The sequence below is a fragment of the Stenotrophomonas sp. 28608_Sma genome, assembly GCF_056486185.1.
The window spans coordinates 3,343,259-3,357,473 of sequence record NZ_CM151308.1 but is presented as its reverse complement, the minus strand read 5'-3'; the positions used below and the strand labels follow the sequence as shown (position 1 = coordinate 3,357,473).

Genomic DNA, 14,215 nt, shown 5'->3' with positions numbered 1-14,215 from the left:
ATGGCATGCAGCGCCGGCATCGGTCTACGCCGAAGCGGCAGGTGGGGAAGGGGCTGCTGGCGGGCCGGCAGCGCGGCCATTGTACGTGCGGCCTCCGGCAAGGTCCCGTCATGCGGGCGGCCGGGTGCCTGATACAAAAAAACCCGGAGGACAGTGATGTCTTCCAGGCTTCTTGGTGACCACCGAAGTGGTCGGGGAGACAGGATTCGAACCTGCGACCTCTACGTCCCGAACGTAGCGCTCTACCAGACTGAGCTACACCCCGAAGGGAGCCGCCTATTCTAGCGATTTACCCCGATGGCGGCAAGGGGTAAATGCCGTTTTCTTCACACTGCCGAAGCAGTGCCACTTCAGGGAACAAAAAAGCCTGGACGACTTCACCAGGCTTCAATGCGACCACCGAAGTGGTCGGGGAGACAGGATTCGAACCTGCGACCTCTACGTCCCGAACGTAGCGCTCTACCAGACTGAGCTACACCCCGAAGGAGCCGCCTAAGATACCGTGTGAAGGCCAAGGCGGCAAGGTTTTTTTACAGCTCAGCGACGATTTTCTTTCTCGATGCGGTTCTGCTCGCGGGCTTCGAACCACATGCCGTTGAGGATGGCCACCGTCGAGGCGAGGCCGGCGCCGAGAATCCAGGCGAAATACCACATGATCAGTCTCCTTCATTCCGGGTAGGTGCCGACCGTTGGTCGGCACACGTGCAGGCGATCAATACGCGTTCGGGTTGTTGCCCATCTCTTCGGTGGTGGTCTTGCCCTTCAGCACGCGGTACACCCAGGTGGTGTAACCGATGATGATCGGCAGGAACACCGCCGTGGCCAGCAGCATGATCCACAGGGTCAGGTGGCTGGACGAGGCATCCCACACGGTCAGGCTGGAGGTGGGCTGGCTCGAGGACGGCAGCAGGAACGGGAAGATGGCGAAGCCGACGGTCAGGATGATGCCGGCGATGGCCGCGCCGGAGGCGATGAAGGCCAGGCCGCCGCGACGGGCACGCAGCAGCACCGCACTGGCCAGCAGGCCGGCCAGGCCGAGCAGCGGGGCCAGGATCGTGGCCGGCATCGCGCTGTAGTTGCGCATCCAGCCACCGGCGGCGCCGAGTTCGGCGGTCTTCAGCAGCGGATTGGTGGCGCCATCGGTGACCACCTGCGAGGTGATCTGGTAACCCGGCAGACCGAAGGCCACCCAGGCGCCACCGACGGCGAACAGCACGAAGGCGATGATCGCGGCGATGCTGCCGAAGCGGGCCGCACGCTCGGCCACCGGGCCATCGGTCTTCAGCACCAGCATGGCGGCACCGTGGGCGACCAGCATCGACACGCTGAGCAGGCCGGCCAGCAGTGCGAAGGGCATCAGCAGGCCGAAGAACGAGCCGGTGTAGAAGATGCGCATGCTGTCATCGAAGTGGAACGGCACGCCCAGCACCACGTTGCCCACCGCCACGCCCATGATCAGCGCCGGGATGAAGCCACCGATGAACAGCGCCCAGTCCCAGGTGTTGCGCCAGCGCTCGCTGGGCATCTTGCTGCGGAACTTGAAGCCGACCGGACGTAGGATCAGGGCGAACAGGATCACGAACATCGCCAGGTAGAACCCGGAGAAGCTGACCGCATACAGCGGCGGCCAGGCGGCGAAGATCGCACCGCCACCGAGCACCAGCCATACTTGGTTGCCTTCCCAGACCGGGCCGATGGTGTTGATCACCAGCCGGCGCTCGGCATCGTTGCGGGCGACGAAGGGCAGCAGGGTGCCCACGCCCAGGTCGAAACCATCCATCACGGCGAAGCCGATCAGCAGGATGCCGAGCAGCAACCACCAGATCACGCGCAGCGTGGTGTAGTCCAGAAGAATGAAATCCATCTTGGTTCTCCTGCCTCAGGCCTGGCCGGCGGCCGGCGCCGAGGCATTGTGGGAAGCATGCGGCTGGGGCGACTGCAGCGACGGCAGCACCTCGTCCGGACCCTTGCGGATCGCCTTGAGCATCAGCTTGATCTCGACCACGATCAGCGCGGTGTAGATCGCGGTGAAACCGGCCAGGGTCAGCACGATTTCATGCAGGGCCAGGCCCGATGCTGCATAGAAGGTCGGCAGCACGCCGTCGACCGCCCACGGCTGGCGACCGTATTCGGCCACGAACCAGCCACATTCGATCGCGATCCACGGTGCCGGCAGCGTCCACAGGGCCAGGCGCAGGAACCAGCGCTTGTCCTGGAAGTTGTTGCGGCAGGAGTAGTAGAAGGCCAGCGCGAAGAAGGCGATGAGGTAGAAGCCCAGTCCGGCCATCACGCGGAAGGTCCAGAACAGCGGCATCACGCGCGGCACGGTGTCCATCGCCGCCTGCGAGATTTCCTGCGGGGTGGCGTTGAGGATGTCATCGCGGTAGCGCTTGAGCAGCAGGCCATGGCCCAGGTCCTGCCAATGGCGGTCGAACATCTCGCGCGCTTCAACGTCGTTCTTGTTCGCGCGCAGGCGTTCCAGCGCACCGTAGGCCAGCTGGCCGCCGCGCACGCGGTGTTCGGCGCGCTCGACCAGTTCCAGGATGCCCGGGATCGGCTGGTTCAACGAACGGGTGGCGATCAGGCCCATCAGGTACGGGATCTTCACCGCGTAGTCGTTCTGGTGGGTTTCCTGGTTCGGGATGCCGAAGGCGGTGAAGTCGGCCGGTGCACGCTCGGTCTCCCACATCGCTTCGATCGCGGCCAGCTTCATCTTCTGGTGTTCGCTGGCGGCGTAACCGCTCTCGTCACCCAGCACCACCACCGACAGCGACGACAGCAGGCCGAAGGCTGCGGCCACGGCGAACGAACGACGGGCTAGGTCCTTGTGCTTGTTGCGCAGCAGGAACAGGGCGCTGATCGCCATCACGAACACTGCACCAGTCACGTAACCGGCGCTGACGGTGTGCACGAACTTGGCCTGCGCCACCGGGTTGAACACCACGGCCATGAAGTCGACGACTTCCATGCGCATGGTTTCCGGGTTGAACACCGCGCCGGTCGGGTTCTGCATCCAGCCGTTGGCGATCAGGATCCAGATGGCCGACAGGTTGGTGCCCAGCGCCATCAGCCAGGTCACCATCAGGTGCTTGACCTTGGTCAGGCGGTTCCAACCGAAGAAGAACAGGCCGACGAAGGTGGCTTCCAGGAAGAACGCCATCAGGCCTTCGATGGCCAGCGGTGCACCGAAGATGTCACCCACGTAGTGGCTGTAGTAGGACCAGTTCATGCCGAACTGGAATTCCATGACGATGCCGGTGGCGACGCCCATGGCGAAGTTGATGCCGAACAGGACGCCCCAGAACAGGGTCATCCTGCGCCAGATCTCCTTGCCGGTCATCACGTACACGCTCTCCATGATGGCTACCATGAAGGACAGGCCGAGGGTGAGCGGTACGAATAGGAAGTGGTACATCGCGGTCAGCGCGAATTGCAGCCGCGACAGTTCTACGACTGTCTGATCAATCATGGCCTGGCTACCTCGTTGGATAGTGCCGTTGCAGGTGGCGGGAAGGGTGGTCTACGACGTGAATGATGTGACCGACTACTTCAAACAGCCTTGATCCAGATCAATGTATGAACAGGTGCCCCGGTTGATCGTATGCCAACCTGATGAAGACTGCGACCGCTGGCCGCAGAGGCCGGCTATTGCCTGCGCCTACAATGCCGTGTCTCCCCTGTTACCCGTGAAGACCCCTTGAGCGCTGCCGAAACGACCCCTGACGGCCTTTCCCCGGAAGCCGAAACGACCCGCCAGCGGCGTGCCCGCACCGCCTGGCTGGCCGATCTTGCGCGCTCCGCTCGAGGTCGCCAGCGTCTGGCGGCGCTGTGCATCAGCCTGTCTGGCGCGCTGCTGATCGGCCAGGCCGCTGCCATCGCCTGGCTGGTGCAGCAGGTGCTGGTGGAGCGCGCGCCGCTGGCATCGGGCCTACCGGTGCTGGCGGGACTGGCGGTGATCCTGGTGCTGCGCACCCTGCTGGGCAGCGCCACCCAGGCCGCCGCCGGTGACGTGGCCGACGCTGCACGCCTGGCATTGCGCGAACGCGTGTTCGCACGCCTGCTGGGCCACGGCCCACTGTGGCTGCGGCAGCGCCGCACCGGCGAACTGGGCGAACTGATGCTGCATCACGGTGATGCGATCGAGAGCTATTACAGCGGCTTCCTGCCGGTGCGCACCGAAGTGGTGGTGGTGCCGCTGCTGATCCTGGCCGCTGTGGCCTGGGTGGATTGGGTGGTGGCGCTGATCCTGCTGTTCACCGCACCGCTGGTGCCGTTCTTCATGATGCTGGTGGGCTGGGGCGCTGAAGCCGCCGGCCGTGCGCAGCTGGGCGAGCTTGCGCGGATGAGCGGCCACTTCGCCGACCGCATCAAGGGTCTGGGCCTGCTGCGCCTGTATGGCCGCGGCGAGGCCGAACTGGACGGCATCGCGGCCGCCGCTGAAGGCGTGCGCGTGCGCACGATGAAGGTGCTGCGGATCGCCTTCCTGTCGTCCACGGTGCTGGAATTCTTCGCCTCGGTGAGCGTGGCGATGGTTGCGCTGTACCTGGGCCTGAGTTATCTGGGCCTGATGACGCTGCATGCAGCAGTGCCGACGCTGGGCGCCGGGCTGTTCTGCCTGCTCCTGGCGCCGGAGTTCTACGCGCCGCTGCGGCGTCTGGCCGCGCACTACCATGATCGTGCCAACGCACTGGCTGCCGCCGCCGAGGTGGAGCGCCTGCTGCAGTCGCTGCCCGATGAGCAGGGCCTGATCGAGAACGAGATCGCGCCGCTGGCGGCGGAGCCGGCCGAGGCCGCATTGCCGCCGCTGCAGGCGCAGGGGCTGGTGCTGCGCCCGTTGGGCGCGCCGCAGGACGTGCTGCAGGATCTGGATGTGCTGCTGGAACCGGGCCAGCGCCTGGCCCTGGTCGGCCCCAGCGGATCCGGCAAGAGCACGCTGCTGGAAGCACTGGCCGGATGGTTGCCGCCGCGCGCCGGCAAGCTGCAGCTGCGGCCCGGCGTGCAGGTGGCCTATGCCAGCCAGCGGCCGTACCTGTTCCACGGCAGCATCGCCGACAACCTGCGCCTGGCAGATCCCGGCGCCAGCGATGCGCGGTTGCGCGCAGTGGCCGAGGCCTCGCAGGTGCTGCAGTTCGCACAGCGCCTGCCACAGGGCCTGGATACGGTGATCGGCGAACGTGGCTTCGGCCTGTCCGGCGGCGAAGCCCGCCGCATCGGCCTGGCCCGCCTGTTGCTGCGTGATCCGCAGGTGCTGCTGCTGGACGAGCCCACCGCGTTCCTCGATGCCGATACCGAGGCCGCACTGCTGCGCAGCCTGGCCGCGTATGCACGTGGCCGCAGCGTGGTGGTCGCCACCCACAGCCCGGCGGTGATCGCGTGGGCTGACCGTTGCCTGCTGTTGCCGGAAGGCCGCCTGGTGGAACCGGCACAGGCGGTGCGCGCATGAGCCGCTCGCCTGATTCGCTGCGCGCGGTGTTCCTGCGCCACCGGCCGCGCCTGCTGCTGACCATGCTGCTGCTGTGGATCACGATGCTGGCCGGCACCGCCCTGCTGGGCCTGTCCGGTGGCTTCCTGACCGCCGCTGCGCTGGCCGGTGCGGCCGGGCTGGCGCAGGGCTTCAACTTCTTTTCGCCGTCGGCCGGCATCCGCGGCCTGACCATGGCGCGCATCGTGTCGCGCTACTTCGAGAAGCTGGTCGGCCACGATGCCACGCTGCGCATCGCCCGCGACCTGCGCGTGTGGTTCTTCCGCCGCGCGCTGCCACTGGCGCCGGCGCGGCTGGGGGCCACGCGTACCGGCGAACTGCTGGCACGCCTGCTGGGTGACATCAATGAGGTGGATGGCCTGCTGGTGCGTGCGATCGGGCCGCTGGTGGCGCTGGGTGCGCTGTCACTGGTGGCGATCGCCTCGGCCGCTGTGATCCTGCCGTCTGCGGCGGTACTGCTGGCGGTGCTGGCGTTGCTGATCGCCTTCGGTGTGCCGTGGCTGGGCGTGCGTGGTCGCGACGATGAGGAGGCCGACCGTGCCGCGCATCGTGCTGCCCTGCGTACCGCAGCCTTCGAAGGACTGGAGGGCGCGGGTGATCTGGCCGCGTTGCATGCCGGTGCAGCGTGGCAGTTGAAGGTGCGCGTGGCCGCCAAGCAGCTGGCTTCGCGGGATCGTCGTCGGCGCTGGCGCCTGATCGCGGCCTCGACCCTGCATGGCCTGGTCGCCGGACTGGGCCTGGTGGCGATGCTGGCGTTGGCCCTGCATGCGGCCGAACAGCAGCGCATCGCGCCGGAAATGGCAGCGGGTCTGGTGTTCCTCACCGTGGCACTGATCGAACTGTGGGCCGGCATGGGCCTGGCCTGGCAGTCGCTGCAGTCCGGGCGCATCGCCGCCGATCGCCTGCAGGCCATCGTCGAGCAACCGCCGACGGTGGAGGACCCGCAGGCGCCGCAGGCGGTGCCGCAGGCCGCGCGCGTGCATTGGGATGACGTGCACTTCCAGTGGCCCGGTGCGGCGCGGCCGGTGTTGTCCGGCCTGCAGCTGACCCTGGCGCCGGGCGAGCGGATCGCGATTCGCGGCGACAGCGGCAGTGGCAAGACCACCCTGTCGAGCCTGCTGCTGCGGTTATGGGATCCGCAACAGGGACGGTTGACCTACGGGGGCCGCGACCTGCGTGATTTCGCCCAGGCCGACTGGCACCGGCAACTGGCGTGGCTGCCGCAGAACGCGCCGGTGTTTGCCGGCAGCGTGGCCGAGAACCTGCGATTGGGTGATCCCGATGCCAGTGACGCAGCGTTGTGGGCGGTACTGCGTCGCGTGCGTCTGGGCGAGTGGGCCGAGCGCAACGGTGGCCTGCAGACCTGGGTGGGCGAGAACGGCGCGACGATGTCGGCCGGCCAGGCACGACGCCTGGCGCTGGCGCGCGCGCTGCTGCGCAATGCGCCGATCCTGCTGCTGGACGAACCGACCGAAGGCCTGGATGTGGATACCGCACGTGCGTTGCTGCAGGACCTCTCCGGGTTGCTGGACGGGCGCAGCCTGCTGATGATCACCCACGACGACCTGCCCGACGGCGTGGTGGATGCGCAGTACCGGTTGCGTGATGGGGTTCTGGTGCGCGAAGCGTGAATGGTAGTGCCGGCCGCTGGCCGGCAACCTCATGGCGCTTGATATGGATACGGAATTGCCGGCCAGCGGCCGGCACTACCCATTTGAACGGTTACCACGAGAACTCGCGCAGCATCACCGCGACCGAGGCCACGTTGGCCAGCACGCACAGCCAGAACACCCACTGGAATTCGGCTTTGCGATGCTTGTGGCGGAACAGCGCCTGGCCCAGCAGCGCGCCCGGCCAACCGCCGGCAAAGGCCAGCAACTGCAGTGTGCGCTCGGGAACACGCCACTGCTTTCGCTGCGCCGCGCGCTTGTCATGGCCGTACAGGCCGAACGACACCGCGCTGGCGAGCAGGCACCAACCGCCCAGCCACAGCGGCAGCACGCCGCTGACCGTCAGTGCGATCAACGCACCGAATGCGGCCAGCGCGAGGTTACGCCGCCATGCCACTTACAGCGCGTCGAGGAAGCCGCGCACGGCCGGGCCGAAACGCTCGAAATCGACGAGGAAGGCGTCATGGCCCTGCGGCGACTCCAGGCCGATGAAACGCGCATCGGCACCGCCTGCGCGCAGGCCGTCGGCGACCTGTTGCTGCTGCTGCACCGGGAACAGGATATCGGTGTTGGCGCCGATCGCCAGCGCCTTCTCCACCCGGATCTTCGCCAGCCCGGCCAGCACATCACCGTCGGCGTATTCGGCCAGGTCGAACCAGTCCATCGAGCGGCTCAGGTAGAGGTAGCAGTTCGGATCGAAGAAGCGCACGAAGCGCCGGGCATGGCCTTCCAGGTAGCTTTCCACCTGGAATTCCAGGCCGAACGGATCGTCGTCGGCCTGGTCCGAATCCAGCCGCACGCGGCCGAAGCGGCCATCCCATTCCAGTGCCGAACGGTAGGTGATCACGCCCAGCTTGCGCGCCATGCGCATGCCGGACTCGGGATACTCGGCATCGTCGTAGTGACCGCCATTCCAGCGCGGATCAAGGCGGATCGCCTCGCGCTGCAGCGAACGTATCGCGATCGAGAACGGCAGTGCCTGCGCACTGCCGGAAATGTTGACGTGGCTGCGCGCAATGCCCGGGTGCAGCATCAGTACCGCGAGTGCGGTCATGCCGCCCATTGAATTGCCGACCACGCAGGCCAGCTGTTCGATGCCCAGTGCACGCACGACTTCGATCGCGGCGCGTGCGCCGTCTTCGATCGACAGCTCGGGGAAGTCGAGGCGATACGGTTGGCCCGTGGCCGGGTTGAGCGAGGCGGGACCGGTCGAGCCCTTGCAGCTGCCCAGCGAATTCACGCAGACCACGAACCAGCGGTCGGTATCGATCGGCTTGCCGGGGCCGACCATGCCTTCCCACCAGCCCGGTGCCGGGTTGGCCTCGTTGGCCGCTGCATGCGCGTCCGGCGACAGGCCGGTCACGATCAGGATCGCGTTGCTGGCGTTGGCGGCCAGCGTTCCCCAGGTTTCGTAGGCCACGCGTGCGCCGTGCAGGGCGCCACCGCGCTTGAACGGGAACGGCGAGGGCAGGGCGTGGAAGCGGGTGCCGGGCGGGATGAATTCGGTCATGCAGTCATTCTAGCGGGGCCGCATGTGGAGCTGGCGACACGCTGGTTTCCATCGGCGATGCACCCGGTAGTGCCGGCCGCTGGCCGGCAACCTCATGAATCTGGATGCGCCCGCGTGGTTGCCGGCCAGCGGCCGGCACTACGGGAACCGCAGCTCCACCACGCCTTCATGCGGCAGGCTCACCTTCACCGGCACGCTCTGCAGATCGTCCTCGCTGCGGTTGGCACTGCCGCTGCGCGAGATGCGTGCCAGCACTTCCACTTCGCGATGCGCGGACAACGGTGCGGTCGGCATCGGGCTGTCTGCGTCGCCCAGCCCGACCGTGGCCGGGAAACCGGCCAGAGGCAGCTTGCGTGCGGCCACCGGCATCGGCGGTCCACCCACGGCGCGGGCCAGCACGAATACCTGGGTGCTGGCGGGCCACTCGGCGTTGTTCAGCGCAGGCAGTTGCACGCGCACCTGCAGCAGCGCCGGTGGCGCCGCAGCGGCAGCATCAGGCGCCTGGCCGGCGGCCTCACGGGCGATGGCGATCTGCGCCTGCAGCGCCTGCGCGGCGCCGGGCTCAAGCCGTGGCAGCAGGCCGCTCCAGACGTCGGCAGCCTCGGCGTTCTTTCCGCGTTGGCGCAGGGCGATGCCCAGCAGCCAGCTGGCGCGCTCTGCATCGGGCGCCAGCGCACGAGCCTGCTGCAACCAGGCCATCGCGGTGTCATCGAACTGCTTGCCGGCATCGGCCTGCGCACGTGCCTGCGCCGCTTCCACCAGCACGCCGGGGTCTTCCGGGGCGAGAGCGGCAGCACGTGCGAAGGCGTCCGCGGCGGCTGCGGCGTTGCCCAGTTCGGCCTGCGACCGGCCCAGCAGCGTCCAGCCATCGGCTCGCTGCGGGTCTCGCTTCAGTGCATCCTGCAAGGCCTGCACGCCATCGCGCAGGGTGGCTACCGACGGGGTTGGTTGTACCTGTGCTGCACGCGGATCACCAACCAGCAGATACAGGCAGGCACCGGCCACGCCCAGCGCGAGCACGCCCACCACGAAACCGCGGCGACCGTGGTGGCGCAGCGGCCACAGCACCAGCGCCGCCATCAGTGCGGCCACCAGTCCAGCCAGCATCGGCAGCCAATGGCTCACCATCCGTCTCCTTCATCGGTCTTGCTGGCGGGGGCGGCAGCAACCGTGCGGCCACGGCGGCGGACGATGCCCAGTACCACCAGCGCGCCGGCGCCCAGCACCAGCAGCGGACCACCCCACAGCAGCCAGGTGCCCGGTTGCAGAGGCGGTTGATAGAGCACGAACTCACCGTAGCGCGCGACCAGGAACTGCTTGATCTGTGCGTCGTCGTGGCCCTGCTGCATCAACTGCAGCACCTCGCGGCGCAGGTCCTGCGCGATCTGCGCGTTCGAGTCGGCCAACGACTGGTTCTGGCACTGCACGCAGCGCAGCTGCGCGGCCAGGTCGTGGAAGCGGCGTTCTTCGGCGCCATCGCGGAACTGCAGTGGCTGCGGATCATGCAACGGCTGCTGTGCCAGCACGGCCAGGGGCAGCATCAGAAGCAGCAATGCCAGCAGCCAGCGCATGGGCTCAGGGCGCCGTGTGTAGCGTGCTGCCGGCATTGCCCTGGGCCTTCTCGATCTTCTCCAGTGCCGGGATCAGCTTCTCGTCGACCACGCGCTGGGTCATCGCACCGCTGTACTTCCAGCGCACGACGCCGCTGCCATCGACCAGGAAGGTCTCCGGTGCGGCGGTCACGCCCCAGTCGATCGCGGTGCGGCCTTCCACGTCGCTGAGCACGACCATGAACGGGTTGCCCAGCTGTTCCAGCCAATGCAGGGCATCGGTCGGTTCATCCTTCCAGTTGTAGCCGATCACGCGCACGCGCTTGCTCTCGGCGAAACGGGTCAGCACCGGGTGTTCCTCGCGGCAGGCCGCGCACCAGCTGCCCCACACGTTCAACAGGTATGGCGCGCCGCGCAGTTCGTCGCTGTGCACGATCATTTCCGGGTCGTGCAGCACCGGCAGCGCGAACGCCGGCGCCGGCTTGTCGATCAGCGCCGATGGCAGCACGTCGCGCTGCGGATCGCCCGATTTCATCACCCCGTAGATCATCAGCCCGAGCAGGCCGAAGAAGAACAGCACGCCGATCACGATGGCTACCGGCGGCAGCGGGCGGGAGGGGCGCGGGGCGGGGGACTCGGACATGGAAACTCCTACGGACGACGGAAGCGGCGGTCGGCGGCGGTGATGAATCCGCCCAGGGCCATCAGCAGCGCGCCCAGCCAGATCCAGCGCACGAACGGCTTGATGTGCACCCGGACCGCCCATGCATTGTTGCCCAGCGGCTCGCCCAATGCCACGTAGACATCACCATCGAAGCGTGCATCGATGCCGGCCTCGGTCATCACCTGGCCGCCGCTGGCGTACTGGCGCTTTTCCGGATGCAGCAGGGCCAGCTCGCGGCCGTCGCGGAACACGCGCAGGTGGCCACGGTCGGCGATGAAGTTCGGTCCTTCACGATGGTCCACGCCCTCGAAGCGCACCTCGTGGCGGCCGACCACCACCTGTTGGCCCGGTGCCAGCGCCACTTCACGCTGTACGTTCAGGGCTTCCACCAGCAGCGCACCGGCCAGGAACACGGCGATGCCGGCATGGGCGACGATCATGCCGAGCATTTCGGCGGTGAAGCGGCCATTGCCGCGCAGTCGCTGCCAGACGAAGCGTGCGGTACCGAACCCGACCCAGACCGCAGCGGCGACACCAAGACCGGCCTTCCAGCCGTTCTGCGGCGCCTGCCACCAGGCCAGCGCACCCAGCAGCACCGCCAGCCCCAGCCAGGGTGCCAGCAGCGCGAACGCGCGCGAGGGCTGGTCGCGTTGCCACTTCACCAGCGGGCCGAACGGCAGCAGCAGGATCATCGGTGCCATCAGCAGCAGGAACAGGCTGCCGAAGTAGGGCGGGCCGACCGAGATCTTGCCCAGCGACAGTGCATCGGCCAGCAACGGATACAGTGTGCCGAGCAGCACCATCGCGCAGGCGGTGGCCAGCAGCAGGTTGTTGGCCAGCAGCAGGGTCTCGCGCGAGGTGGCGGTGAAGCCACGGCGCGGATCGTCGGCGTCCACGCTGAGCTGGCTGGCACGCAGCGCGTACAACAGCAGGCTGCCGCCGACCAGCACCGACAGGAACACCAGGATGAACAGGCCGCGCGACGGATCTGCAGCGAACGAATGCACGCTGGTCAGCACACCGGAGCGCACCAGGAAGGTGCCGAGCAGCGACAGCGCGAAGGCGGCGATCGCCAGCAGCAGGGTCCAGCTGCCGAAAGTGCCGCGCTTCTCAGTGACCGCCTGCGAATGGATCAGTGCCGCACCGACCAGCCACGGCATGAAGCTGGCATTTTCCACCGGGTCCCAGAACCACCAGCCGCCCCAGCCCAGCTCGTAATAGGCCCACCAGCTGCCCAGCGCGATGCCCAGGGTCAGGAAGCCCCAGGCGACGTTGGTCCACGGCCGCGTCCAGCGCAGCCAGCGCGCGTCGACGCGGCCTTCCAGCAGTGCCGCCACCGCGAATGCGAACGGCACAGCAAAGCCCACGTAACCGATGTACAGCATCGGCGGATGGATGATCAGGCCCGGGTCCTGCAGCAGCGGGTTGAGATCACGGCCTTCCAGCGGGGCCGGATTCAGGCGCAGGAACGGGTTGGAGGTGAAGATCAGGAAGGCGAGGAATCCGACGCTGACGATGCCCATCACCGCCAGTACACGCGCCTGCACCGGTGCCGGCAGGTGCCGCGAGAACAGCGCCACCGCACCGGTCCACAGCGCCAGCACCAGCGCCCACATCAGCAGTGAGCCCTCGTGCGCACCCCACACCGCCGAGTAGCGGTAGATCATCGGCAGCAGCGAATTGGAGTTCTCGGCCACGTAGCGCACCGAGAAGTCCTGCTGCACGAACGCAGCGGTGAGCACCGCGAAGGCGCCGGCGAGCAGCAGCAGCTGTGCGAAGGCGGCTGGCCGTGCCACCGCCATCCATGCGGCGTTGTTGCGCTGCGCGCCGACCAGCGGCAGGCCGGCCTGCAGCAGCGAGGCCAGCAACGCACACAACATCAGGATCTGACCCAGTTCGGGCAGCACTCAGCGCACCTCGGGTGCCGTCACCGGCACGTCGTGCTTGCGATGGGCGTCGCCCATCTTGTCGGCCACTTCCTTCGGCACGTATTTTTCATCGTGCTTGGCCAGCACTTCGTCGGCGACGAAGGTGCCGTCCTGCAGTCGGCCGCTGGCGACCACCGCCGTGCCTTCGGCGAACATGTCCGGCAGGATCCGCGACGTGGTCACTGCCAGTTGCGCGTCGCCGTCGGTCACTTCAAAGCGGGCCTCCAGCGACCCGACCGGTCGGTTGAAGGAGCCTTTCACCACCATGCCGCCGAGGCGGAAGCGCGACTGCGCATCGACATCGCCGCGCAGCACTTCCGAAGGCGTGTACAGGTAGGCGATGTTGCGCTCCAGCGCCATCGCCACCAGCGCGGTGGCCAGGCCGGAGGCGAGCAGGGCCAGCAGCACCCAGACCAGGCGGCGACGCTGTACCGGGGTCATCGTTCCAGCTCCGTCGACAACGGCGCCGCTGCGTCCTGCCTGCCGGCGCGGGTCTGCTGCCGTTGCTGCCGGGCCAGTGCCAGCCGACGCGCCACGCGCAGGCGAAGCCATGAACCGATGGCATCGGCGCTGAGCACCAGCACGAACACGGCGTAGGCGCCGATCACATAGGGCAGGTGGGTCATGGCTGGACCTCCCGGGACGGGCGTGCGGCATCGACGCGGCCGCCGACCCAGGCCTTGCCGGCCTCGCGGTCGAGATTGTCAGCGCGGGCCTTGGCCAGCACCGAACCGGCGAACCAGAACTTGGTGCCGATCACCATCCACCACAGCGGCGCGATCATCGCGCTGCTGATCGCCGATTCACCGAACACGTTGATCGACTGGCGCTGGTGCAGGCCACCCCACCAGTCCACCGAGTAGCGGATCACCGGCAGCAGGCTGACGCCGACGATTGCCAGCAGCCCGGCCGCGCGCGCGGCGCTGCGGCGGTCCTCGATGGCGTGGTACAGGCCGATCACGCCCAGGTACAGGAACAGCAGCACCAGCTCGCTGGTCATGCGCGGGTCCCAGTCCCACCAGGTGCCCCAGGTGCCCTTGCCCCAGATGCTGCCGGTCAACAGGGTGATCAGGGTGAAACCGGCACCCATCGGTGCGCAGGCCATGGCCAGGATCTCGCAGACCTTGATCCGCCAGATCAGCGCGATGGCCGCATACAGCGCCATCAGCGCGAACACGAACAGGCTCATCCAGGCACTGGGCACGTGGATGTAGAGGATGCGGAAGCTGTCCAGCTGCTTGGCTTCCGGCGGCACCACCAGCAGCGCCTGCCACATGCCGACCAGCAGCACTGGCACCGCCGCGAGGTAGAACACCCGCGACCAGCGGGCAGCGAAACGGTCGAACGTGGGAGGCGAACCGAGTTGGTGGAACCAGCGGACAATCGGATTCATGCGTGGCGGCTATCCAGC

At 67.6% G+C, this 14,215-nt stretch carries 14 protein-coding genes and 2 tRNA genes; 2 read left to right on the top strand and 14 right to left on the bottom strand.

From position 1 onward, the window contains the following. Positions 1-188: 188 nt before the first annotated feature. The 5 genes from ACZLHH_RS15945 to ACZLHH_RS15925 form a co-directional block, all read right to left on the bottom strand. Positions 189-265, bottom strand: a tRNA-Pro gene (locus ACZLHH_RS15945). Positions 266-405: 140 nt separating this feature from the next. Next, positions 406-482, bottom strand: a tRNA-Pro gene (locus tag ACZLHH_RS15940). A gap of 55 nt (positions 483-537) precedes the next feature. Further along, positions 538-654, bottom strand: coding sequence for a cytochrome bd-I oxidase subunit CydX (cydX, locus tag ACZLHH_RS15935; protein ID WP_005410354.1), 117 nt, complete (start codon positions 652-654; stop codon positions 538-540). Positions 655-712: 58 nt separating this feature from the next. Next, entirely contained in the window at positions 713-1,864 is a 1,152-nt protein-coding gene (gene cydB / locus ACZLHH_RS15930; protein WP_049435076.1) for a cytochrome d ubiquinol oxidase subunit II, read from the bottom strand. Positions 1,865-1,879: 15 nt separating this feature from the next. Continuing rightward, on the bottom strand, positions 1,880-3,469 hold the full coding sequence (locus ACZLHH_RS15925; RefSeq protein ID WP_071229725.1) for a cytochrome ubiquinol oxidase subunit I: 1,590 nt from the start codon (positions 3,467-3,469) through the stop codon (positions 1,880-1,882). A 228-nt stretch (positions 3,470-3,697) separates the two neighbouring features. Between ACZLHH_RS15925 and cydD the strand changes: the two genes are divergently transcribed. Together cydD and cydC are read left to right on the top strand one after the other, a co-directional pair. After that, positions 3,698-5,443 (top strand): thiol reductant ABC exporter subunit CydD, encoded by a 1,746-nt coding sequence (cydD, locus tag ACZLHH_RS15920; protein WP_180844506.1) that lies wholly within the window; start codon positions 3,698-3,700, stop codon positions 5,441-5,443. Further along, the gene (cydC, locus tag ACZLHH_RS15915; RefSeq protein WP_180844505.1) at positions 5,440-7,113 is read left to right on the top strand and encodes a thiol reductant ABC exporter subunit CydC; all 1,674 of its coding nucleotides are present in this window, start codon (positions 5,440-5,442) and stop codon (positions 7,111-7,113) included. The genes cydD and cydC overlap by 4 nt, the downstream gene beginning before the upstream one ends. A 91-nt stretch (positions 7,114-7,204) precedes the next feature. Here the strand turns inward: cydC and ACZLHH_RS15910 are convergent, their stop codons facing one another. The 9 genes from ACZLHH_RS15910 to ccmC all read right to left on the bottom strand — a co-directional run bounded on the left by ACZLHH_RS15910 (position 7,205) and on the right by ccmC (position 14,197). Then, positions 7,205-7,549 carry a DUF1294 domain-containing protein gene (locus ACZLHH_RS15910; RefSeq protein ID WP_180844504.1) on the bottom strand — a complete coding sequence of 115 codons (345 nt, stop codon included), beginning with the start codon at positions 7,547-7,549 and terminating at the stop codon, positions 7,205-7,207. Then, positions 7,550-8,662 carry a homoserine O-acetyltransferase MetX gene (metX, locus tag ACZLHH_RS15905; RefSeq protein WP_164080182.1) on the bottom strand — a complete coding sequence of 371 codons (1,113 nt, stop codon included), beginning with the start codon at positions 8,660-8,662 and terminating at the stop codon, positions 7,550-7,552. It abuts the gene before it with no gap. Between the two features lie 138 nt (positions 8,663-8,800). Then, complete coding sequence (locus ACZLHH_RS15900) at positions 8,801-9,790, bottom strand: tetratricopeptide repeat protein (protein ID WP_180844503.1); 990 nt, start codon at positions 9,788-9,790, stop codon at positions 8,801-8,803. After that, positions 9,784-10,233 carry a cytochrome c-type biogenesis protein gene (locus ACZLHH_RS15895; RefSeq protein ID WP_049401127.1) on the bottom strand — a complete coding sequence of 150 codons (450 nt, stop codon included), beginning with the start codon at positions 10,231-10,233 and terminating at the stop codon, positions 9,784-9,786. Before ACZLHH_RS15895 ends, ACZLHH_RS15900 begins: the two co-directional genes overlap by 7 nt. Before the next feature lie 4 nt (positions 10,234-10,237). Then, positions 10,238-10,855, bottom strand: coding sequence for a DsbE family thiol:disulfide interchange protein (locus ACZLHH_RS15890; protein ID WP_134950781.1), 618 nt, complete (start codon positions 10,853-10,855; stop codon positions 10,238-10,240). A gap of 8 nt (positions 10,856-10,863) precedes the next feature. Continuing rightward, the gene (locus tag ACZLHH_RS15885) at positions 10,864-12,783 is read right to left on the bottom strand and encodes a heme lyase CcmF/NrfE family subunit (RefSeq protein ID WP_180844502.1); all 1,920 of its coding nucleotides are present in this window, start codon (positions 12,781-12,783) and stop codon (positions 10,864-10,866) included. Continuing rightward, positions 12,784-13,245, bottom strand: coding sequence for a cytochrome c maturation protein CcmE (ccmE, locus tag ACZLHH_RS15880; protein ID WP_014647764.1), 462 nt, complete (start codon positions 13,243-13,245; stop codon positions 12,784-12,786). It abuts the gene before it with no gap. Then, positions 13,242-13,430 (bottom strand): heme exporter protein CcmD, encoded by a 189-nt coding sequence (locus tag ACZLHH_RS15875; RefSeq protein ID WP_088026569.1) that lies wholly within the window; start codon positions 13,428-13,430, stop codon positions 13,242-13,244. The genes ccmE and ACZLHH_RS15875 overlap by 4 nt, the downstream gene beginning before the upstream one ends. Next, entirely contained in the window at positions 13,427-14,197 is a 771-nt protein-coding gene (gene ccmC / locus ACZLHH_RS15870; protein WP_099473661.1) for a heme ABC transporter permease CcmC, read from the bottom strand. Before ccmC ends, ACZLHH_RS15875 begins: the two co-directional genes overlap by 4 nt. Positions 14,198-14,215 lie beyond the last annotated feature (18 nt).

Excerpts from the sequence above, each read along its gene's own strand:
- cydX (WP_005410354.1), bottom strand. The coding sequence starts at position 654 with ATGTGGTATTTCGCCTGGATTCTCGGCGCCGGCCTCGCCTCGACGGTG.
- cydB (WP_049435076.1), bottom strand. The coding sequence starts at position 1,864 with ATGGATTTCATTCTTCTGGACTACACCACGCTGCGCGTGATCTGGTGG.
- ACZLHH_RS15925 (WP_071229725.1), bottom strand. The coding sequence starts at position 3,469 with ATGATTGATCAGACAGTCGTAGAACTGTCGCGGCTGCAATTCGCGCTG.
- cydC (WP_180844505.1), top strand. The coding sequence starts at position 5,440 with ATGAGCCGCTCGCCTGATTCGCTGCGCGCGGTGTTCCTGCGCCACCGG.
- metX (WP_164080182.1), bottom strand. The coding sequence starts at position 8,662 with ATGACCGAATTCATCCCGCCCGGCACCCGCTTCCACGCCCTGCCCTCG.
- ACZLHH_RS15900 (WP_180844503.1), bottom strand. The coding sequence starts at position 9,790 with ATGGTGAGCCATTGGCTGCCGATGCTGGCTGGACTGGTGGCCGCACTG.
- ACZLHH_RS15895 (WP_049401127.1), bottom strand. The coding sequence starts at position 10,233 with ATGCGCTGGCTGCTGGCATTGCTGCTTCTGATGCTGCCCCTGGCCGTG.
- ACZLHH_RS15890 (WP_134950781.1), bottom strand. The coding sequence starts at position 10,855 with ATGTCCGAGTCCCCCGCCCCGCGCCCCTCCCGCCCGCTGCCGCCGGTA.
- ccmE (WP_014647764.1), bottom strand. The coding sequence starts at position 13,245 with ATGACCCCGGTACAGCGTCGCCGCCTGGTCTGGGTGCTGCTGGCCCTG.
- ACZLHH_RS15875 (WP_088026569.1), bottom strand. The coding sequence starts at position 13,430 with ATGACCCACCTGCCCTATGTGATCGGCGCCTACGCCGTGTTCGTGCTG.
- ccmC (WP_099473661.1), bottom strand. The coding sequence starts at position 14,197 with ATGAATCCGATTGTCCGCTGGTTCCACCAACTCGGTTCGCCTCCCACG.